At 70.0% G+C, this 18,983-nt stretch carries 26 protein-coding genes and 1 tRNA gene; 9 read left to right on the top strand and 18 right to left on the bottom strand.

Translation table 11 applies throughout. From position 1 onward, the window contains the following. Positions 1–82: 82 nt before the first annotated feature. Positions 83–982, top strand: coding sequence for an MBL fold metallo-hydrolase (locus tag HNR40_RS14500; protein ID WP_184961280.1), 900 nt, complete (start codon positions 83–85; stop codon positions 980–982). Between the two features lie 325 nt (positions 983–1,307). On the opposite strand, the gene HNR40_RS14495 is transcribed toward HNR40_RS14500, so the two are convergent. The 3 genes from HNR40_RS14495 to HNR40_RS14485 all read right to left on the bottom strand — a co-directional run bounded on the left by HNR40_RS14495 (position 1,308) and on the right by HNR40_RS14485 (position 3,059). Continuing rightward, positions 1,308–1,847 carry a 2'-5' RNA ligase family protein gene (locus tag HNR40_RS14495; protein WP_184961279.1) on the bottom strand — a complete coding sequence of 180 codons (540 nt, stop codon included), beginning with the start codon at positions 1,845–1,847 and terminating at the stop codon, positions 1,308–1,310. Next, complete coding sequence (locus tag HNR40_RS14490) at positions 1,844–2,377, bottom strand: TetR/AcrR family transcriptional regulator (RefSeq protein WP_184961277.1); 534 nt, start codon at positions 2,375–2,377, stop codon at positions 1,844–1,846. Before HNR40_RS14490 ends, HNR40_RS14495 begins: the two co-directional genes overlap by 4 nt. A gap of 91 nt (positions 2,378–2,468) precedes the next feature. After that, entirely contained in the window at positions 2,469–3,059 is a 591-nt protein-coding gene (locus HNR40_RS14485) for a DUF2867 domain-containing protein (RefSeq protein WP_184961275.1), read from the bottom strand. A gap of 84 nt (positions 3,060–3,143) precedes the next feature. Between HNR40_RS14485 and HNR40_RS14480 the strand changes: the two genes are divergently transcribed. Both HNR40_RS14480 and HNR40_RS14475 read left to right on the top strand, forming a co-directional pair. Further along, positions 3,144–3,758 carry a TetR/AcrR family transcriptional regulator gene (locus tag HNR40_RS14480; protein WP_184961273.1) on the top strand — a complete coding sequence of 205 codons (615 nt, stop codon included), beginning with the start codon at positions 3,144–3,146 and terminating at the stop codon, positions 3,756–3,758. 32 nt (positions 3,759–3,790) lie between these two features. After that, positions 3,791–4,276: a GNAT family N-acetyltransferase gene (locus tag HNR40_RS14475; protein WP_184961271.1), complete on the top strand. Its 486-nt coding sequence runs from the start codon at positions 3,791–3,793 to the stop codon at positions 4,274–4,276. Here HNR40_RS14475 and HNR40_RS14470 read toward each other — a convergent pair. The 4 genes from HNR40_RS14470 to HNR40_RS56255 all read right to left on the bottom strand — a co-directional run bounded on the left by HNR40_RS14470 (position 4,254) and on the right by HNR40_RS56255 (position 6,357). Then, a complete protein-coding gene (locus HNR40_RS14470) occupies positions 4,254–4,718 on the bottom strand; it encodes an LIC_13387 family protein (protein ID WP_184961270.1) in 465 nt (154 codons plus the stop codon). The two genes, HNR40_RS14475 and HNR40_RS14470, sit on opposite strands and share 23 nt — an antisense overlap. A 428-nt stretch (positions 4,719–5,146) precedes the next feature. Then, positions 5,147–5,878: a DUF7873 family protein gene (locus tag HNR40_RS14465; RefSeq protein ID WP_184961268.1), complete on the bottom strand. Its 732-nt coding sequence runs from the start codon at positions 5,876–5,878 to the stop codon at positions 5,147–5,149. Between the two features lie 30 nt (positions 5,879–5,908). Then, positions 5,909–6,226, bottom strand: coding sequence for a hypothetical protein (locus HNR40_RS14460; protein ID WP_184961266.1), 318 nt, complete (start codon positions 6,224–6,226; stop codon positions 5,909–5,911). Next, the gene (locus HNR40_RS56255) at positions 6,223–6,357 is read right to left on the bottom strand and encodes a hypothetical protein (RefSeq protein WP_281395266.1); all 135 of its coding nucleotides are present in this window, start codon (positions 6,355–6,357) and stop codon (positions 6,223–6,225) included. The genes HNR40_RS14460 and HNR40_RS56255 overlap by 4 nt, the downstream gene beginning before the upstream one ends. Positions 6,358–6,409: 52 nt before the next feature. On the opposite strand from HNR40_RS56255, the gene HNR40_RS14455 reads away from it, so the two are divergent. Together HNR40_RS14455 and HNR40_RS14450 are read left to right on the top strand one after the other, a co-directional pair. Further along, positions 6,410–6,673: a hypothetical protein gene (locus HNR40_RS14455; protein WP_221340310.1), complete on the top strand. Its 264-nt coding sequence runs from the start codon at positions 6,410–6,412 to the stop codon at positions 6,671–6,673. Further along, the gene (locus tag HNR40_RS14450) at positions 6,670–6,852 is read left to right on the top strand and encodes a hypothetical protein (RefSeq protein WP_184961265.1); all 183 of its coding nucleotides are present in this window, start codon (positions 6,670–6,672) and stop codon (positions 6,850–6,852) included. Before HNR40_RS14455 ends, HNR40_RS14450 begins: the two co-directional genes overlap by 4 nt. On the opposite strand, the gene HNR40_RS14445 is transcribed toward HNR40_RS14450, so the two are convergent. Next, positions 6,842–7,687 carry a metallophosphoesterase family protein gene (locus tag HNR40_RS14445; RefSeq protein ID WP_184961263.1) on the bottom strand — a complete coding sequence of 282 codons (846 nt, stop codon included), beginning with the start codon at positions 7,685–7,687 and terminating at the stop codon, positions 6,842–6,844. The genes HNR40_RS14450 and HNR40_RS14445 overlap by 11 nt on opposite strands. A gap of 22 nt (positions 7,688–7,709) precedes the next feature. Continuing rightward, positions 7,710–7,904, bottom strand: coding sequence for a hypothetical protein (locus HNR40_RS14440; protein WP_184961261.1), 195 nt, complete (start codon positions 7,902–7,904; stop codon positions 7,710–7,712). 240 nt (positions 7,905–8,144) lie between these two features. Between HNR40_RS14440 and HNR40_RS14435 the strand changes: the two genes are divergently transcribed. Then, complete coding sequence (locus HNR40_RS14435) at positions 8,145–8,504, top strand: tyrosine-type recombinase/integrase (RefSeq protein WP_312896344.1); 360 nt, start codon at positions 8,145–8,147, stop codon at positions 8,502–8,504. Between the two features lie 63 nt (positions 8,505–8,567). Here HNR40_RS14435 and HNR40_RS14430 read toward each other — a convergent pair. Beyond that, positions 8,568–8,644 (bottom strand) — tRNA-Pro (locus tag HNR40_RS14430). A 146-nt stretch (positions 8,645–8,790) separates the two neighbouring features. Here HNR40_RS14430 and HNR40_RS14425 point away from each other — a divergent pair. Both HNR40_RS14425 and HNR40_RS14420 read left to right on the top strand, forming a co-directional pair. Next, positions 8,791–10,677: a S9 family peptidase gene (locus tag HNR40_RS14425; RefSeq protein WP_184961708.1), complete on the top strand. Its 1,887-nt coding sequence runs from the start codon at positions 8,791–8,793 to the stop codon at positions 10,675–10,677. 26 nt (positions 10,678–10,703) lie between these two features. After that, positions 10,704–11,468: a carbonic anhydrase family protein gene (locus HNR40_RS14420; RefSeq protein WP_184961259.1), complete on the top strand. Its 765-nt coding sequence runs from the start codon at positions 10,704–10,706 to the stop codon at positions 11,466–11,468. 18 nt (positions 11,469–11,486) lie between these two features. On the opposite strand, the gene HNR40_RS14415 is transcribed toward HNR40_RS14420, so the two are convergent. From HNR40_RS14415 to HNR40_RS14400, 4 genes are read right to left on the bottom strand one after another with little or no spacing between them, the layout of a single operon-like run. Beyond that, on the bottom strand, positions 11,487–12,107 hold the full coding sequence (locus HNR40_RS14415; protein ID WP_184961256.1) for a DUF2461 domain-containing protein: 621 nt from the start codon (positions 12,105–12,107) through the stop codon (positions 11,487–11,489). Between the two features lie 17 nt (positions 12,108–12,124). Beyond that, positions 12,125–13,264 (bottom strand): 3-deoxy-7-phosphoheptulonate synthase, encoded by a 1,140-nt coding sequence (locus HNR40_RS57195; protein WP_184961254.1) that lies wholly within the window; start codon positions 13,262–13,264, stop codon positions 12,125–12,127. Further along, complete coding sequence (locus HNR40_RS14405) at positions 13,261–14,829, bottom strand: (2,3-dihydroxybenzoyl)adenylate synthase (protein ID WP_184961252.1); 1,569 nt, start codon at positions 14,827–14,829, stop codon at positions 13,261–13,263. The genes HNR40_RS57195 and HNR40_RS14405 overlap by 4 nt, the downstream gene beginning before the upstream one ends. A gap of 11 nt (positions 14,830–14,840) precedes the next feature. After that, entirely contained in the window at positions 14,841–15,401 is a 561-nt protein-coding gene (locus tag HNR40_RS14400) for a pyridoxine/pyridoxamine 5'-phosphate oxidase (RefSeq protein ID WP_184961250.1), read from the bottom strand. Positions 15,402–15,457: 56 nt separating this feature from the next. On the opposite strand from HNR40_RS14400, the gene HNR40_RS14395 reads away from it, so the two are divergent. After that, complete coding sequence (locus tag HNR40_RS14395; protein WP_246509037.1) at positions 15,458–16,117, top strand: methyltransferase; 660 nt, start codon at positions 15,458–15,460, stop codon at positions 16,115–16,117. 1 nt (position 16,118) lies between these two features. Here HNR40_RS14395 and HNR40_RS14390 read toward each other — a convergent pair whose 3' ends face one another. The 4 genes from HNR40_RS14390 to HNR40_RS14375 are packed head-to-tail and all read right to left on the bottom strand — an operon-like array spanning position 16,119 to position 18,977. Then, complete coding sequence (locus HNR40_RS14390; protein ID WP_184961246.1) at positions 16,119–16,868, bottom strand: ABC transporter permease; 750 nt, start codon at positions 16,866–16,868, stop codon at positions 16,119–16,121. After that, positions 16,865–17,644, bottom strand: coding sequence for an ABC transporter permease (locus HNR40_RS14385; RefSeq protein WP_184961244.1), 780 nt, complete (start codon positions 17,642–17,644; stop codon positions 16,865–16,867). The genes HNR40_RS14390 and HNR40_RS14385 overlap by 4 nt, the downstream gene beginning before the upstream one ends. Beyond that, entirely contained in the window at positions 17,641–18,576 is a 936-nt protein-coding gene (locus HNR40_RS14380) for an ATP-binding cassette domain-containing protein (protein ID WP_184961242.1), read from the bottom strand. Before HNR40_RS14380 ends, HNR40_RS14385 begins: the two co-directional genes overlap by 4 nt. Positions 18,577–18,605: 29 nt before the next feature. Then, positions 18,606–18,977: a nuclear transport factor 2 family protein gene (locus HNR40_RS14375; RefSeq protein ID WP_184961240.1), complete on the bottom strand. Its 372-nt coding sequence runs from the start codon at positions 18,975–18,977 to the stop codon at positions 18,606–18,608. Between the last annotated feature and the right edge of the window lie 6 nt (positions 18,978–18,983).

The following is an 18,983-nucleotide window of genomic DNA, read 5'->3' as shown; positions in this document are numbered from 1 at the left end:
CACCTAGACGGTCTTGGACGGCGCTCCCGGTGCGGTGCTGCACTGGGAGTGATCAGTCCTATATGTCAAGGAGAGCGGCTGCATGTCCGAATACCTTTATCCCGATCCCGTCGTGGAGGTCACGGACGTTCAGGAGTTGGGCCTCGACCTCGTGGTGATCCCCAACCGGGACGTGGAGCTGGTGCCGAACATCGGCGTGATCGGCGGCTCGCGGGCGGTCCTGGTCGTCGAGACGGGACTGGGCCCGCGCAACGCCGGGAAGGTGCTCGCGTTCGCCGCCGAGTACGCGAGGGGCCGCCGCCTGTACCTGACCACGACCCACTTCCATCCTGAGCACGCGTTCGGCGCGAGCGCGTTCGGTGAAGAGGCGACCTTTCTCGTCAACGCGGCGCAGGCCGACGACATGGCCGTGAAGGGCGCCGGATATCTCGCCATGTTCGGTGGATTGGGGGAGCCGGTCGCACGTGAGCTGAAGGGCGCCCAGGTCCCCGCGCCCGACGTCACCTACGACGGCTCCTACGAGCTCGACCTCGGCGGCCGGGTGGTGCACCTGCGACCCACCGGTCGCGCGCACACCAAGGGCGACCAGGTGATCACCGTCCCCGACGCGGGGGTGATGTTCACCGGCGATCTGGCGGAGACCGGGCAGTTCGCCATCTTCCCGTGGTTTCCCCCGCACGACACGGACGTCTCCGGCGTCCGCTGGATCGAGGTCATGGAACGGCTGACCGAGGAGCGGCCCCGGGTGGTGGTGCCGGGCCACGGCGCCGTCGGCGACGCGCGCCTGCTGGCCGAGGTACGGGACTACCTCAAGGAACTGCGCGAGGAGACCTGGCGGCGCCGGGACTCGGCCGTGCCGGAGGAGACGATCGCGCGCGAGGTCACCGCCCTCCTGGTGGAACGGCATCCCGAGTGGCGGATGCGGGAGTGGATCGAACGCGGGGTCGGCTGCCTGTGCGCCGAGCACCCGGGCACGACCTAACCCGCCTCCGCGTCGAGGAACGCCTCGAACGACCTGGCTGGACGTCCGGTGACGTCCTGGACGGCCCTCGGAGCCCTTGCTGATGTCGTCGTCCATCCGGGCGAGCATCTCGGCGTAGGCCGACGCCGAACCCGGCTACCTCGACAAACTCGCCGACTACCTGCTGCGCGCCCTCGGCGCCAGGGCCAGCGACCCCACCCGAGGCGGAGGTGCGTGTTCAGCGGGCCGTTCGGAGAAGATCTCCAAGAGGCTGTACGGCACGCCGTCCCCGCGCGCGGACACGATCGTGGCCGGTGAGGCCTGGACCAGGGGCGACGGCGTCAGATCACTGGAGGAACCGGCCCTGAAGGCGATCCGCGCCGCCTGACACCGTGCGGGCGGAGCCGAGACAGAACTGACGCAGCACGGAGAAGGACCCGGCACCGGTCTCGGTGAACTGAATCTCCTTCACCCGGAACTCCCCCGCCAGTTCCCGCCCGGCGAGCGCCGCGTGGCACCGCGCACCCTGCGCGGACGTGCGCGGGTGGGCGATGGTGACGTGGGGCGGGAAGTCCACGGGAACCATGGGCGGCGCCAGCAGCAGGCGGCGCAGGCCGGCCCAGGCGCCGTCCACATCCAGAACACGGACGAACACGCCGCCGTCCATCGCGAACACGCCGCCCAGGCTCAGGCGGAACGGCGGTTGCTCGCCGAAACGCGACTCGGCGCGTTCCAGCAGCAGACTCTCGTCGAGGGTCTCCTCGGGATAGACGAGGGTCACGTGCGCCGGCACCACGTCGGCCATGCGCGGATCCCAGACCTGCCGCAACCGCTCCAGCGGCTCGGCCGCCGGCCCCCGCAGAGCGATGGACAGGTGCCGTCTCACCGGAAGTCCGCGCCGAGCACCACCGCGTACAGCGCGCGTAGTTCCTGGCCGCCGATCGGCGGCAGCATGTGGTTGGCGCCGACCAGGATCAGGTAGAGCAGCTTGCCCATCACCTCGGACGCGGCCGGGTCGCCGGAGCGTTCCTGCCAGACCGTACGCAGGAACTCGATCCGGGTGTGGTCCACTCGGCGCAGCATGGCGGCGACGTCCTGGTCCTGCATCGCCCAGGCGCGGATCGCGACCTCCGGGTCCGACGCGGACTCCTTGACCACCAGTTCCAGCAGGCGTTTGATCTTCTCCTCCGGGGCCGGGTCGCCCGCCACCGCCGTCTCGATGTAGCGGGTGGTCATCGTCGCCTCGTAGTGCTCCAGCAGGGCGGTCCTGAACCCGGGCATGCCCTTGAAATGGTGGTAGAACGAGCCCTTGGTCAGTCCCACCCGGGCCATCAGCCGTTCGATGGTCAGGCCCGGTGCGCCGTGCTCGGCGAGTATCACCAGCCCGGCGTCCAGCCAGTCCTGTCGGTTCGCCACGGGGCTCCTTCTGCGGTACGTACCTCGACCGTACCTTAGGGTATGCCGGCGGCTCGCCGTACCCTGGAGAACAGCGGGACGATGTGCCGGATCACCTGACTCCTCCCCGCTCGCGCCAGGCGCGTTCCCACTGACGGGTCAGCGCGGGATAGACGATCAGGTGACGGAACGGGGCGATACCCGCCATGTACAGGCGGCCGAAGAGGCCGTTGGGCTTGACCAGGGCCGTGCACCGCAGGTGGTATTCGCCGTCGCCGGTCGGCAGCCAGCTCAGGTGCATGATCGTGTGGACTGTCTTGTTCGCCAGCTCGCGGGCGGCCTCGTTGTCCAGGAGATACACCTCCGTGAACGGATCGGTGCACGGGGGCACGTCGTCGGCGGTCCGGGCCAGGTCACGCGGCAGCCGGTCGCGCAGCGAGGCGACCCGGTGTCCCAGTCCGGTTGTGGGGGTGTCCCACCCGAACAGGGCGCCGATCTTCCAGCGCAGCGCGAGCATGAACCGGACCACGGCGGGCTGTCCGCCGGCGTCGTAGGCGGCCCGGAGCGCGGCGAGCATCACGGGGAAGTCGTCGGGGCCGGCGCCGGGGGTGCGGAAGGTCCACACATCCTCGACCTTGAAGTCGGGGGTGAACTCGTGGATCCGCCATGGCTGTGCGAGATGGGCGGTTGCCGGGATGCGCATCTGCCATTCCTTCCCAGACGATTTTCGAGGAATTGAGTTCCGTAACTGCGAGTTCCGTAACTCCTAGTCCCGTATCATGCATCCATGACCGATCGAAAGCAAGCCCGGGGTCGCGGCGGGCGGCCGAGAGACAGCCGCGTCGACGACGCCATCGCCGCCGCCGTGCGGGAACTGCTCTCCGAGACCGGATACGCGCGGCTGACGATGGGCGAGGTGGCCGCGCGTTCCGGCGCGGGGAAGGCGGCGATCTACCGGCGCTTCGCCAGCAAGCAGGAGATGATCTTCGATGTCCTGGTGGAGGGCGAGTTCCTGCCGGTGCCGTCCGACCGGGGCTCGCTCCGCGCCGACCTGGCGGCCGTGCTGGCCGAAAGCGCGGACAGCTTCGCCTCCGCCCCACCCGGTACGGTCCCCGGCCTGCTGGCCGACATCCAGGCCGACCCCGAACTCCACCAGCGTTTCGTCACGAGGTACGTAGGCGCCCAGCGGCAGACCTTCGAGGAGATCCTCGACCGCGCGGCGCTGCGCGGCGAACTCGCCAGGCGGCCCGACCCGGCCATACTCAACGCCCTGGTGGTCGGCCCCATCTTCGCCTGGCTTTTCCTGCTGGACGGCTCCCCGGACCGGCTCCCGGTACTCACGTCTGCCCTGCTCGACGCGACACTCGCCCTCACGGCCCAGCCGCCGGACAATACCGTTTAGTATGCCGCGACCCAGCGAAAGGCGCCCTTCCCATGGACATTCGCCCCGTAGAGCCCGCCGACCTTCCGGCCCTGGTGGATCTGGCCTGCACGGTGTTCGGGCCGTTCTATCTGGACTCGTTCCGGCCGGTGGTCGGCGAAACCGTCTTCGCCAACCGGCACGGCGACTGGAAAGGCGACTATCGCCGCCACCTGGCCGGTGTGCACGACCCGGCCAACGGCAAGTTCGCCGCCGCCGCGTTCGTCGACGACCAACTGGCCGGTTTCGTCGGCTGGGTCGTCCAGGAGTCAGAACGGCACGGCGAGATCGACATTCTGGCGGTCACCCCCGGGCACCGGCGGCTCGGGCTCGGCCGGGCGCTGCTGGAGCACGCCATGACCCAGATCAAGGCCACCGGGAAAGTGGAGATGGTCTCGATCGGCACCGGCGGCGACGCCTTCCACGCACCCGCCCGCGCCCTCTACGAGTCGTTCGGATTCACACCCTTCCCGCAGGTCAACTATACGAGGGCGATCTGAGCGCGACCGGACGGAACGGCGCCGCGAAAACGAGCGCGAAACACACGGTGGACATCCCGGTGAGCACGATGAGCGGCTCGGGAAAGTACGCGACGCACAGCCACACCGAGAATCCCGAAACCGCGGTGCACGCCAGGCTGAAAGGCGACCAGCGCCGCAGCAGCCGCGGCGCTTCACGGACGGCGAGAACCACCACGACGGCGAACATCATCGCCAGCATCCCCATCTCGGCGCTGGTCCCGTCGTTGAAGTCGCGCACCGTGACCTGACGCCCGTTCTCGAACATCGGACTCGCGGTGACCGCGGCCAGATCAGCGACGGCTCGCTCCCCCGCCGGAAGCGGCCCGGTGAGCGGCGAATGGAACATCAGCAGGTGCGCCACGCCGATCAACCCGATCAGCGCGGCACCTGCATAACAAAGGCGAAGCGGCCATGGCGACATGGCACATACCGTACCGTATGGTATGGAAGCCAGGCAATAAAAAGGAGCGGCCCCCCGGACTACCCAAGCCGGGGGGCCTTAGATGTTGCCGCCATGTGCGGCGCCAGCTGCTTTTAAGAGGATGGATCAATCCTTACGACGTGTGCTCTGCCATTGAGCCACCGCGGCACGAAGAGCCGCGGGCCGGATTTGAACCGGCACCTCAACCATCACAGTCCACCTCGGTCGATCTGGCGCTCGACGGACAATGCTGAATCTGGAGCGAGAATCTGAACGTGATCGGCTGCCTCTACCTCTTGGGCTACCGGGACGTGTAGTGCCCCGGGGAGGTGTCGAACCTCCACTGTGGCCGTTTGGTCAGCTTCAGCCTCAGCCTCAGCTTGCGCTCCTGGCGCACCCTCGCACGCAGGCGAGGGGGTCTATGGGTCCTACCCGAGCAGGTAGGAGAACACCTTCTCGCCGATCTTCCGGTCGACGATGTCGGTGCCGTTGGCCTCCTCGCGGGCGAACTTGACGGCGTCCTGCAGCTTCTGCACGCGCGCCAGCAGTTCGTTGACCCGGCGCTGCGGCAGCGCGCCGGAGAAGGCGACCTTCGTCCAGTAGCCGACCACGATGTCCTCGGTGAACACCTGCACCTGGGCCGGGTGCTTCTCCGTGGCCTCGGCCAGCACGTGGTTGCGCGGCACCTTCTTGGTCCTGGTCGTCTTGACCGGCTCGGTCCGCCACGCCTCGGTGTGCTCGTCCTGGTTCCAGGTCTCGGCCGGGTCGAGGGTCGGCAGCTTGGAGATGAACGTGTGCACGTCCGTCAGCTGCTTCTCCAGGAACAGCAGGTAGGTGACCGGCACGTCCTCGAGCAGCACCGTCCCGTCGACGCGCACACTGGCCTTGGCCTGGCAGTTGGCCCAGTCCTTGGTCGCGGTGACATCGAACAGCCTGGTCAGCGTGGCGCCGACGCCCTTCAGCACCGCGTCGGCCTGCACCTGCACGCGCGTGGACTCCGGCGGCAGTTGCTCGCCCTCGTCGTCGATCGGCTGGTAGGTGCGGGAGATGCCGGACAGCAGCGGCGTCTTCTGGATCTGGTGGTAGGCGTCGGTCACCTTGCGCTGGACGTCGGACTTCACGCCCTTCTCTACGGCGAGGATCTGGTTGAGCTTGGTCACGAACTCGACCATAGAGGTACGTGCGCCGCGTCACACCTCATTTACCTCTTCTACGCACGTACAGGCGATGGTGATCAGCGTGCCCCGCCGCTCGTCCACGTGGGTGAGGCTGCCCGACCCGAAACAGAGCCTGCAGGGGAAGGCGGCGGACACGAAGGGGTCCTGCCACACCCGGTGCTGCCACGCCGGCGGCAAGGGAGGCGGCGTGAGGCCGCCGCCCCGCTCGGCCGGCTCGTTGTCCCCGCCGACCCAGCCCAGGCCGCCGCAGAACTGGCAGCCCAGGAACAGGCCGCCGACGCGCTGGCCCTTCCGGCCGCCGCACTCGGGACACTCGATGGGGTCGGTCACGCTCTGCCGGTGCCCTGGCAGGTCGTGCACGAGACCCACTTGCGCTCCAGGTCCTTCGTGCCGTTGAGCTCCATCCACTCCCCGCCCGCGCCGAGGCAGGTGCCGCACACCGGTTTCTCGTCCTTGGCCATGCTCACGACCGTACGTCGCGCACGGTGGTGTGTCTGTTACCTGGAGGGACTGATGTGGGTGGCCCTGGCGATGATCGCGGGCGGGGCGGCGAGCGTCGCGACCTTCCTGGTCACCGGCGTGGGCCTGGTCGCCACCCCCTCGCCCGGCAGCATCTTCGCCTACCTCGCCGTCACCCCCAAGGGCGGCTGGTTCGGCGTGCTGCTCGGCATCGTCATCGCCGCGGCGGTGACCTTCGCCGTCGCGTCCGTGCTGCTCGGATTCGGCAGAGGCGAGAAGGCCGAGGAACCCGAGCCCCAGGCCGAGGCGGCCAAGTGAGCACCATCCAGAGCGCCGGAGCGGCCACATGGGCACCATCGAGAGCGCCGGGGTGGCCGCGTGAGCACCATCGAGAGCGCCGAGGTGGCCGCGTGAGCACCATCGAGAGCAAGGACATCCGCAAGCTCATCGTCGCCTGCGACGCCGGGATGGGCAGCAGCGCCTCGATCATGGCGTGAGCTCGTGGGCCACGAGGACCTGCCGGGCCGGGTTGGGGACCGTACCCCGTCTGCGCCATTCCCGTGGATAGCCCAGGGAGACTTCCTCGAAGCGGACGCCGTCGTAGAACGTCGTGCGCGGAATGTGCAGGTGGCCGTAGACGGCCACGGCCGTGCGGTACTTGAGGTGCCAGTCGGCGGTCAGTTCGGTCCCGCACCACTGGGCGAACTTCGGGTAGCGCAGCACGCGGGTGGGCTGGCGTACCAGCGGATAGTGGTTGACGAGCACGAGCGGTACGTCGGGGTCGCACGCGTCCAGGCGGCGCTCCGTCTCCGCCACGCGGGCCCAGCACCATTCCTCCCGGCTCGGGTAGGGATCGGGATGCAGGAGCAGCTCGTCCGTGCACACCACGCCGGTCTCGTACGCCAGAGCCAGCGACTCCTCCTTCGTGTTCACGCCGGGCACGCGGAAGGAGTAGTCGTAGAGCACGAACAGCGGCGCGATGGTGACCGGGCCGCCGGCTCCGTCCCAGACCAGGTACGGGTCCTCGGGGGTGCGGATGCCCAGGCGGCGGCACATCCGCACGAGATAGCGGTATCGGTCGTCGCCGCGGAGCTGGACCGGGTCGTCCTTCGGCGTCCACAGCTCGTGGTTGCCGGGCGCCCAGATGACCTGGGCGAAGCGGCGTGCCAGCAGGCTGAGCGCCCATTCGATGTCGGCGGCGCGCTCGCCGACGTCACCGGCGATGATCAGCCAGTCGTCATCGCTCTCCGGCCTGAACCCTTCGACGAAGCGCCGGTTCTCGGCATAGGCGACGTGCAGGTCGCTCACCGCGACCAGGTTTCCCGCTTTCATGATGTGGCCCGCTCCCCTCGCCTCACTGCAGGCCGAGTTCGTTGTCGAGGATGTCGAACATTTCGGTGTCGGTGACCGTGTCGAGCTCGCGGTCCGTGTCGCCGGAATCGTGTGCCAGTGCCGCCCATGTGTTCCTCAGCGTGTCCAGACGTGCCGCGACCTGCTTGTGCACGTCCTTGTCGACGGTCAGCTCGGTGAATGCCTTCTCCAGGTTCACGAGTTCGGACATTAGCGCGGCGGATCCGGTCTGTTCACTCAGGCCCAGGCGGTCGAGCAGATGGGTGGCGAGGGCGAGCGGCGTGGGGTGGTCGAAGGCCAGGGAGACCGAACGAAGTCAATCTCGTCGGTGATCCGGGAAGGAGATCCCGCCGTGGATCGCCGTGTGGCGCTTGGTCCGCGAAGGAGGCGACACCAAGACCAAACGCTCACGACGCTCTCTGGCGCTCCCCGGCGCTGCGTGGAAGCGCTCAGGGCGCATCGAGCGCAGCAGCGCAAGGACAAGGAGGCAGGCAAGAACTGGAAGGAGCACGGGCTGGTCTTCGCCTCTCTCGTCGGCACGCCGCTCGACGCCCACAACGTACGGCGAGCTTTCCGGAAGATCGTGAAGGATGCCGGGATGCCTGCCTACTACTGGACGCCTCGCGCGATGCGGCACAGCTTCGTCTCGCTGCTCTCCGACTCGGGTGTCCCCCTGGAGGACATCGCCCGCCTCGTCGGTCACAGTGGCACGGCCATCACCGAAGCCGTCTACCGCAAGCAGATCCGCCCCGTACCTCTCCAAGGAACTGCGGCAATGGACAAGATCTTCGCCCGGTAGTCACTCAGGAAACGCGAAAGGGTGTCACCTGATGAGTGACACCCTGCTCGACCAGCCGAAGCGTGGTCGGGACGACAGGATTTGAACCTGCGACCCCTTGACCCCCAGTCAAGTGCGCTACCAAGCTGCGCTACGTCCCGCCAAGGCCCTGCTGGAAGCTCGTTCCGTGCGGCCTTGCGTGGAAAACACTATCACGGGTGACGGACCTCTCTGTGCCATTAACCGGCGAGGCCGGAGGGGTGGGAACAAGGTCATCCGGGCTGCGGTCGAGGGTAAGGAGTCAGTCATGGAACCTTCGGATATTTCCTTGATACCGGTGCTTGGTACTCCTGCGGTCTCGCCTGACGGGCTCCGTGCGGTGGTCGCGGTTACCCGTCCTGATCTGGAGGTGGACGCCTATCGGGGGGAGCTCTGGCTTGTGCCCACGGACGGGTCGGCGGAGCCTCGGCGGCTCACCCGTGGGCCGCTGGACAGTGCGCCGGTCTTCTCGCCTGACGGGGTGTGGCTGGCGTTCGTGCGTTCGGGGCCGGGGGTCAAGGCTCAGGTTCATGTGATGCCGATCTCGGGTGGGGAGTCGTGGCGGGTCACTGAGCAGCCGTTCGGCGCCGCTGAACCGGTCTGGAGCCCGGACTCGTCGCGGCTGGCCTTTGTGGCTCAGGTCGAAGAAGCTCGGGGCAACGAAGAGGACGCCAAGCGGGGGCCGCGGCGGGTTACGACTCTGCGGTATCGCTGGGACGGGGTTGGGTTCACGGGTGAGCGGTTCGCGCATGTCTTCGTGGTCGATCCTTTCGGGGACGAGCCGCCCCTGCAGGTGACGGAGGGGGATTTCGATCACGGTGGGGTTGCCTGGAGCCCCGCGGGGGATCTGCTGGCCTTCAGTGCGGCACGGCATCCGGGGCGCGGGGAGGACTTCTTCAGTGATGTGTGGGTGTGCGCTCCGGACGGCACCGGGCTGAGGAAGGTGACTCGAACGGCCCTTACGGCCACGCAGCCGAGTTTCGGGCCGGACGGCGGGCTCGTGTTCGTGGGTGCGGATCCGGGTGACGAAGGGCGCAGGTTGATCGCCCAGGTCGGGGTGTGGTCGGTACCGGTGGATGGTTCCGTGCCGGCGCGAAGGCTGACCGATGCCGAGCTGCACAACATGCCGTCGATCGGCAACGAGCGCCTGGCCGTACCGGCGAAGGACGGGGTCCTGTGCGCGGTCGAGAACAGGGGCGCGGTCGAGCTGCTGCGGGTGCCCTATGACGGCGGGGAGCCGGTGGTGGTGGTCGGCGGGCCGCGGGAGGTGCGGGGGCTGGGGCACGCGGGCGGGACGACCGTGGCGGTGGTGTGCGACGTGAGCAGTCCGGCGGAGCTGGTGGCGGTGCGGGACGGGGTGGAGGTGCGGCTGACGGGGTTCGGGGCGGGGCTAGAGGTGCTGCCGATCGAGGAGGTCAACGCGACGGCGCCGGACGGGTATCCGGTGCACGGGTGGATCGTGCGGCCGGAGGGTGCGGGGCCGCATCCTGTCCTGCTGATGATCCACGGCGGGCCTTTCGCCCAGTACGGCTGGCGGGTCTTCGACGAGGCGCAGGTGTACGCCTCGGCCGGGTACGCGGTGGTGATGGGCAATCCACGCGGTTCCTCCGGCTACGGGCGGGCCCATGGCGCGTACATCGTGGGTGATGTCGGGCGGCGCTCGGCGGTGGATCTGCTGGCGTTGTTCGACGCGGCGCTGGCGACCGGCGGCCTGGACGCTTCCAGGGCGGGTGTGCTGGGCGGTTCGCACGGCGGTTTCATGACCACCTGGCTGGCGGCGCATCACGGGGAGCGGTTCCGGGCGGCGGTCAGCGAGCGGGCGCTCAACGCGATCGACAGCTTCCACGGCAGCAGCGACATCGGCTGGGCCTTCCCCTTCGACCTGTACGGCGAGCCGTCCACCTGGGCGCACCAGAGCCCGCTGACCCACGCCGGCCGGATCACCATCCCCATGCTGATCATCCACTCCGAGCACGACTGGCGGGCACCGGTGGAGCAGGCGCAGCGCCTGTTCGTGGCGCTGAAGCTACGCGGCGTGGTGACCGAGATGTTGCTGTTTCCCGATGAAGGCCATGACATGTCCCGTTCGGGCCGGCCCAGTCGGCGAATTGCCCGATTCGACGCGATCCTTGACTGGTGGCAACGTCATCTTTGACGGAGAAAACCATAGAAAGGTCGCACATGCGCATCGCCCGATTAACAGCCGCGATCACCCTCCTGATCCCCGCGCTCTTAACCACCTCGGCCCAGGCACGATCGCCCGCCTGCCCCGGCACCGGCACCGACGCCGCCGTGGACAGCCCCGTCGAGATCGACGCCGCGACCGCCTGCCCGGCCGCCTTACCCCGCCTCACCATCGCCTACGCGCCGGTCGTCGACGGCACCGTCACCCTCCAGGACAGGGAACCGCTGGGCGGCGCCCCGAGCGAACACGACGACATCCGCTTCCTCCCGAACGGCTCCGCCTCTCACGTGGTCTTCGGCGGCAGGACCTACACCCTGCTGAACGTGCACTACCACGGCCCGGCCGAGCACAGGTTCGCCGGGCAGGACTTCGCGCCGCTGGAAGCCCACCTGGTCCACGAGCTCGCCGGGCCCGCCCAGGGCTACCTGGTCCTGTCGGTGATGATCAACGCCCGGCGCGACGACTGGTCGGAGCACGACGACCTCCTGCGCGAGCCGCCGTCCACGGTCGGCGCCACCAAGCGGGTCCACGGCGTGAGCCTCGCGGCACTGGTTCCCCCGCCCGGCAGGCGTACCTTCTACCGCTACACCGGCTCACTCACCACGCCGGAGTACGACAAGCCGGTCACCTGGATCGTCTTCCGGCAGCCCGGCTCCGCCACCCCGCGCCATGTCAAGGACGTCCGCGAGCTGTGGGACGAGCACGGCAACAAGCGTGCCCTGCAGGACAACCCGATCCCGCCGAACATCTACCGGCACTGACGCGAGAGGCCCCCGCGTCTAGGAACGGACGCGGGGGCCGGTCAGCCACTCCATCAGCGGCCGCAGGTCGCGCCAGGCGTCGCGGACCGCGCCGAGCGCCTGGCCGCCGGTCGTCCTCGACTTGGGCAGGCGTTTCTCGGCCCCCAGCGACTTGTAGCGCAGCAGGTCGATGCGCGGGTGGTCGGCGGAGTAGCCGCGTGGCTGCGTCTTGACCCGCTCCCCCACGAGCGTGAAGCCCTTCTTCTCCAGCCGGTCGACGATCGTGCGGAGTTTCTCGCCCGCCTCGCCGTCCACGGCCTCGCGGTAGCGGCGGGTGTCGTCGGTGTCGAAGGCGTGGAAGCCGCCGCCGACGTGGATGCCGTCGGCGCCGAGCATGAGGTAGTAGCCGGTGTGGCCCTCGGCGGCCACGGTGACGCCCTGGCTGGTCTTGTAGGGCGACTTGTCGGTGCTGAAGCGGGTGTCGCGCTGGGGCCTGAACAGCTTGGCGGGGCCGAACTCGTCCTCCAGCCCCTCCAGCAGTTCCTCCAGCGGCTCGCGTACGGCCCGCTCGTAGACGTCCTTGTGGGCGTGCCAGAACTCCTTGGTGTTGTCGGCTTCCAGCTGCTTGTAGAAGTCGAAGGCCTTGGCGGTCAGGGGCACGGTGGGTTCCCTCCGTTTCAGAGCAGTCCCGCGAACCGTTCGACGACCTCGAACGCCTGGGCGGCGTTGAGCCGGGGGTCGCAGGCCGTGCGGTAGCGGGGCAGGCGGGGCGCCCGCGCGCACGGCGCGGGTGTGGCGATGCACTCGGTGACGTCGTCGGGCGTCATCTCCAGGTGCAGGCCCGCCGGGTGGCGGTGGTGGGCGCGCAGGACGCTGACGAATGCCGTGACCTCCTCCAGGATCGCCGCCATGGGCCGGGTCTTGGGCCCGGTGCCCATGCGGACCGTGTTGCCGTGCATCGGGTCGCACAGCCACACGACCGGCATACCCCGCCTGCCGACTTCATCCACGATCTCCGGCAGGAGGCTGCGGACCCGGGTGCTGCCCAGGCGGACGATGAACAGCAGCCTGCCGGGCCGGGCGTCGGGGTTGAGCAGGCGGCTGAGGTGGGCGGCCTGGGCCGGCGTCGTGGAGGGGCCGAGCTTGACGCCGACGGTGTTGCGGACGGACCGGGCGAAGGCGACGTGCGGGCCGTCGGGCTGGCGGGTGCGCTCGCCGATCCACACCGAGTGGGCGGAGGCGGCGTAGCCGTCGCGTACCAGCGGGCGCTCGTAGTCGAGCAGCAGCGCCTCGTGGGAGACGTACGCGCGGTCGAGCGGCGGGCGGCCGGGCCAGGACTCGCGCACCACGCGCAGCACCGCGCGGGCGCAGCGGTGGGCGCGCAGCAGGCGTTCCGGGTCGGGGCGGCGGGCGCTGCGGGTTCCGGTGGGGCTGTTGACGGCGTCGCCCCGGTAGGAGTGGACGAGGGTGCCGTCGGCGGTGATCTCGTGCGGGGCGGAGCGGGGTTTGCCGTACTGGCCGGCCAGGCGGCCCAGCGGGGCTGTGGGCGCGCCGGTGGTCGCGGTGATCGTGGCGGCCAGGCCGTACAGCTGGGCGAGTTTCGCGCGCACGTCGGACGGGCCGGACTCGCGGAAGCGCTCGGCGCAGTCGCCGCCCTGGAGGACGAAGCCGCCGCCGTCGCCCGCGCGGGCGACGGCGGCGGCGAGCCGGTCGCACTCGCGCGCGCGGACCAGCGGCGGCAGCGTGTGCAGGGTTTCGACGACCCGGCCGAGCAGCGCCGGGTCGTCCCAGTCGGGTTGCTGGGCGGCGGCGATCACGACGCCTCGCCCCGCAGCCGGGCCTTGTCGACCTTGCCGACGGGGGTGAGCGGCAGGCTGGGCACGACGACCATCCGGTCGGGGATCTTGTAGGCGGCCGCGCCGCGTTCGCGCATGAAGGCGCCGATGGCGGGGAGCGTGGGTGGTTCGTCCCCGGCGACGATGTAGGCGCAGCTGCGTTCGCCCAGGTAGTGGTCGGGCACGGCGACCACGGCCGCGGCGCGCACGTGCGGGTGGGCCAGCAGGTGTTCCTCGACCTCGTCGGCGGGCACCTTGTCGCCGCCGCGGTTGATCACGTCCTTGACCCGGCCGCAGATGACGAGGTGGCCGCTCGGGGTGACGCGGGCGAGGTCGCCGGTGCGGAAGAACCCATCGGGGGTGAAGGCCCGCGCGTTGTGGTCGTCCGCCCGGAAATAGCCCCTGATCGTGTACGGCCCGCGCACCAGCAGCTCACCGGCCTGACCGGCGGGCACCTCGGCGCCCGACTCGTCCACGACCCGGATCTCGTCCTGCTCCGACAGCGGCCTGCCCTGGGCGCCGGCTCGCAGCTCCGGCCCGTCGTCCGGCGGGCTCTGGCTCAGCAGCCCCTCGGCCATGCCGAACGACTGCTGCACCCGCCCGAGCCGGGCCTCGACGTCGGCGACCAGTTCGGGGCCTGCCGCGGCGCCGCCGAGCTGCACCAGGCGCAGGCTGTCCAGGCGGTGCGGGGTCCACGCGGCCGCCTCGGCCCACAGCAGGCCGAGCGAGGGCACGAGACCGGTGACGGTGACGCGTTCGCGCTCGATGATCGGGAAGGCGTCGTCGGGGCTGGGTGTCGGGGTGAGGACGACGGCGCCGCCCGCGTGCAGGGTGCCGAGCACGCCGGGGCTGCCGAGCGCGTAGTTGTGCGCGATGGGCAGCGCGGCCAGGTAGACGTCGTCCTCGGTCAGCTGGGCGTTGGCGGCGCTGAGCCGGAGGTTGCACAGGTAGTCGTCGTGGGTGCGCGGGATGAGCTTGGCGCGGCCGGTGGTGCCGCCGGACAGCAGGAAGAGCGCGACGTCGCCGGGGTCGGGCGGCTTGAGGTCGGCGGGTTCGGTGTAGAGGGCGTCGAGGGGGGTGAACTCCTCCGGCTGCCCGGCCACGATCACCTGGCCGGGGCCGTGGATCCGGCGGGCCAGTTCGCGGTGGTCGAAGCCCTGGTGGTGGTCGGGGATGACGTAGGCGGCGGGCTCGGTGCGGGCGGCGAGGTGGCCGATCTCGTCGTGGCGGTGCGGGGGCAGCGCCAGGACCGGGGCGGCGCCCAGCGTGAACAGGGCGAACAGGGTGTCGATGAGCTCCGGGGAGTTCGGCAGGTGCACGATGACGCGTTCGCCGGGCCGTACGCCGAGATGGTGCAGGCCGGTGGCCAGGCGGGCGGCGCGCCCGGCGAGGTCGCGGTAGGTGCGGCGCTCGCCGGTGGCGGTGACGAGCGCGGTGCGCCCGTCGTGGGCGTGGAGCAGGGAGGCGAGGGTCCGGCCTGTCCACAGGCCGAGTTCGCGGTAGCGGCGGGCGCTCTCCTCCGGCCACGGTACGCATCCGGGGATCATGCGAGTCCTCCTCAGGGGGCCAGCCGCGTCAGGTTCCAGCCGCCGGAGCCGCGGCGGTAGCGCAGGCGGTCCTGGATCTCGTCGGCCCTGCGCTGCCAGAACTCCATCTCGCGCGGCATGAGCCGGTAGCCGCCCCAGTGGACGGGGCGCGGGACCTCCTGGCCGGTGAAGCGGGCGCGCTGGTCGTCGAAGCGGGTGCGCACGGCCTGCCGGTCGCCGATCTCGGCGCGCTGGTCACTGCTCCAGGCCAGCAGTTGCATAGTGCGGGGCAGGGTGGCGAAGTGGGCGTCGGACTCGACCTCGCCCAGCCGCGCGACCAGGCCCTCGACGCGGACCTGCCGGCCCTTCTCCAGCAGGGCGAAGCACAGGGCGGCCATGGGGTTGACCGCGACGTCGGCGGCCTTGCGGCTGGCGTGGTTGGTGAAGTAGACGAAGCCGTGGTCGACGTAGGCCACGTCCACCCAGCGGGCGGAGGGGCGGCCGTGGTGGTCGGCCGTGGCCAGCACGGCGAAATCGGGCATCTCCCAGCGGGCGAACTCCCGCAACGGGTCCACTGCGTTTTCGGTGAGCATTATCTGCTCCTGCCATTCTCTGGTCAGTTGAAACTCTATTGCCTATGATTTCATTCATGCAAGAAGTCGCAGCGAAACTCATCACCCGCCATCGGGAAATAACCAGCCCGCGGACTTTCGAGCTGCTCGGTCTCGACTGGGATCTCCTGCCGGGCGTCTACGCGCCGCACCTGTCCCAGTCGTCGGCCCTTTACGCCGAATGGCTGCCCTATCCCCTGCACGGCTCGTTCTGCGAGGTCGGCAGCGGCACCGGCTACATCTCGGTGCTGGCCGCGTTGCGCGGCTGCGCCTCGGTGACCGCGCTGGACCTCAGCGCGGCGGCCGTGGAGAACACCCGCCTCAACGCGGTACGGCACGGCGTCGACGAGGTCGTCCACACGGCCCAGGGCGACCTGTTCGAGCCGCTGACCAGCGAAGACCGGTTCGACCTCATCTACTGGAACTCCAACTTCGTCGAGGGTGAGCCCGCCGACGCCCTGGAGCGCGCGTTCTTCGATCCCGGCTACGCCGCGCACGCCGCCTACTTCCGCGACGCCGCGGCGCACCTGGAGCCGGGCGGCCGGCTGCTGCTCGGCTTCACCGACCTGGGCGACGAGAACCGGGTGCGCGCGCTGGCCGCTGAATACGGCTGGCGGGCCGTTCCGCTGCGCGCCGCCAAATGCGCAGCGGAAAAAGGGCACATCGAATACCGCCTCCTCGAATTCCAGCAGCGATAATTCACCGGTAAAGGCGGACGGCGAGCGGCGCCAATATGGCGGTCGCCGCCACCGCCCAAGCCGCGGTGAAAAGCACGGGCACCAGCACGGCGCCGCCGCTCGAAAGTCCGACGAGCGCGTCACCGGCCAGCGACAGCGGATTGGCCCGCACCACCGGCTGCAGCCAGCCGGGGAACTGCTCGACCGGCACGAACCCAGACGACAGGAACAGCAGCAGCGTCACCGGCGTGTTGAGCGCCCCGCTGACGGCCTGCTCGCTGGAGGCCGACAGCGCCACGACGACGGCCAGCCACAGGAAGATCCAGGCGAACATCGCCACCACCGCGAAGAACGCGAGCACCGCCAGCGGCCCCTGGCTGAACCTGAACCCCACGGCGTACGCGACGGCCGTGGTGAACGCGCCCACGAGCACGGCCCTGGCCAGGTCGGCGGCGATGCGCCCGGCCAGCACCGGCAGCCGGCCGATGTCCATGGCCCTGAACCGGTCGGCGATGCCGCCCCGCAGGTCGGCGAAGAAGCCCACGCCGGTGCCGACCGCCCCGTACGCCGCGCTGAACAGCACGATGACCGGGGCCAGCCGGTCGATGTAGGCGCCGCGGGAGGCCTGGCCGACGAGTTCACCGAAGACCAGCAGCATGAGGAACAGCAGGATCACCGGGAACATCACCGAGTCCGCGACGAGCTGCGGGCTCTTGACGAAGCGGCGCAGGTTGCGACCGGCGAGCAGGCCGGTCTCGGCAAGGGTGCTCATGTCGCCCTCCTGAAGGCCTGTACGGCCGCCGCCGAGAAGACCGCCAGCAGCCCGGCCATCCAGGCCAGCGCCTTGACCACGGGTCCGGCCGTCGGCCCGCCCTCGGCCAGCGCGCGCAGCGCGTCGAGCACGGCGGTGACCGGCTGGTGGCGTACCACCGGCTCGATCCAGCCGGGGAAGGCGTCGGCGGGCACGAACGCCGAGGAGACCATCAGCAGCGGCAGGTAGATGACGTGCAGGGTCGAGGAGACCGACTCCGGGTCGCGGGAGGCGAGCCCGAGCGCGCTGGTGCCCGCCGAGATCGTCAGCGCGAAGGCCACGGACAGGGCGACGAAGCCCAGGGCGGCCAGCGGTCCTGCCTGGAAGCGGAACCCGGCCACGTAGCCGGTCGCGACGATCACCGCGATGGCCAGCACGGCCCGGACGCTGTCGGCGGCCATCCGGCCCACCACCACGGCGCCCCGGTTGATGGCGAGCGCGCGGTAGCGGGCCAGCATGCCGCTGCGGCGGTCGGAGGCGGCGAAGAAGGCCGCGGTGATCGCCACGGAGAACATCCACTGCACGACGATCGCCGGGGGCAGGAACTGGGCGTAGTCGATGCCGCGCACGCTCAGCAGGTTGCCGAAGAGCGCCAGGAAGCCGAAGACGAAGATGATCGGGAAGATCACCATCGTGCTGACGGTGTCGGCGATCGAGTTGAGCCGGATGTTGCGCCCGGCCAGCAGGAGTCCCTGCCCGAAGAGGTTGCCGAGGCCGGCCTCGGTCCTGGCCGTCATGAGGCCGTCTCCTTCCGCTCGTGCCCGGTGAGCGCGATGAAGGCCTCGTCCAGCGTGGGACGGCGCAGCCGGATGTCGTCGGCCTCGACGCCCCGCTCGCGCAGGGCGGCGACGACGTCGGCGAGCGTGCCGCCGTCGGCGTCGCGGACGACGATCAGGCCGCCGGACTCCTCGACGTTGTCCACCTTGCCGCGCAGCGCGCGCAGGGCGTCCTCGGGCGGTTCGGCGCGTACTTCGCAGACCTGGCCGCCGACCTGCTTCTTCAGCTCGCCGGGCGTGCCTTCCGCGACCACCTTGCCGTCGTCGATGAGCACGATCCGGTCTGCCAGTCGGTCGGCCTCCTCCAGGTACTGGGTGGTCAGCAGCAGCGTGACGCCCTTCTCGCGCAGCGAGGCGACCACGTCCCACATCTCCTGGCGGCCCACGGGGTCCAGTCCGGTGGTGGGCTCGTCCAGGAAGATCACCGGGCGGCTGACCACCAGGCTGGCGGCCAGGTCCAGGCGGCGGCGCATGCCGCCGGAGTAGGACTTGACGGGCTGGTCGGCGGCGTCCGCCAGGCCGAAGCCGGTCAGCAGTTCGCCGGCGCGGGCCGCGGCCTCCGCCTTGCCGAGTTTGAGCAGCCTGCCGAACAGCACGAGGTTCTGGCGTCCGGTCAGCACGTCGTCGACCGCGGCGAACTGGCCGGTCAGCGCGATGGACGCGCGGACACCCGACGGGTCGCCCGCCACGTCGTGCCCGGCGACCGACGCCCGGCCGCCGTCCAGCGGCAGGAGTGTGCTCAGGCAGTTGATCACCGTGGTCTTGCCGGCGCCGTTGGGGCCCAGCAGGCCCACCACCGCGCCAGGTTCGACGGTGAAGGACACCTCGTCCACGGCCGTCTTGTCGCCGAAGACCTTGCGCAGGCCCTCGACCTCGACTCCCCCTCCGTTCATGCCGCTCATCTCCTCGATGTGGGTGGCCGTCAGCCGTCCTGCTTCACCGGTGTCTGCTGGTGGAAGGCGAGCTTCCACGCGTTGCCGACGCGCTCGTAGACGCTGGTCATGTAGAGCTGGAAGGAGAACCCGGCCTCCTTGAGGCGGACGGTGGCGCGGTAGGTGATCAGTGCCGCGTCGCCGGTGAGCTCCAGCACCTTGACGTCCTCCAGCGTGTAGTCGTCGAAGGGGGACTTGTTGGCCTCGATGTCGGCGGCCAGCTCCGCGCCGGTCTGCAGGCCGTCGGGCTCGACGCAGATCGTGCGGTCGGTGACCAGTTCGCGGTAGAAGCCGCCGTTGCCGACAGAGATGGCCGCCCAGCCCTGCTCCTCAAGCTCGCGTAGTTCCTTCTCGACGCTCATGCTCGG

This window comes from Nonomuraea endophytica, assembly GCF_014203235.1.
Classification (GTDB): domain Bacteria; phylum Actinomycetota; class Actinomycetes; order Streptosporangiales; family Streptosporangiaceae; genus Nonomuraea; species Nonomuraea endophytica.
The sequence above is the reverse complement of the archived record's forward strand: the minus strand, read 5'-3'. Positions and strand labels throughout refer to the sequence as shown.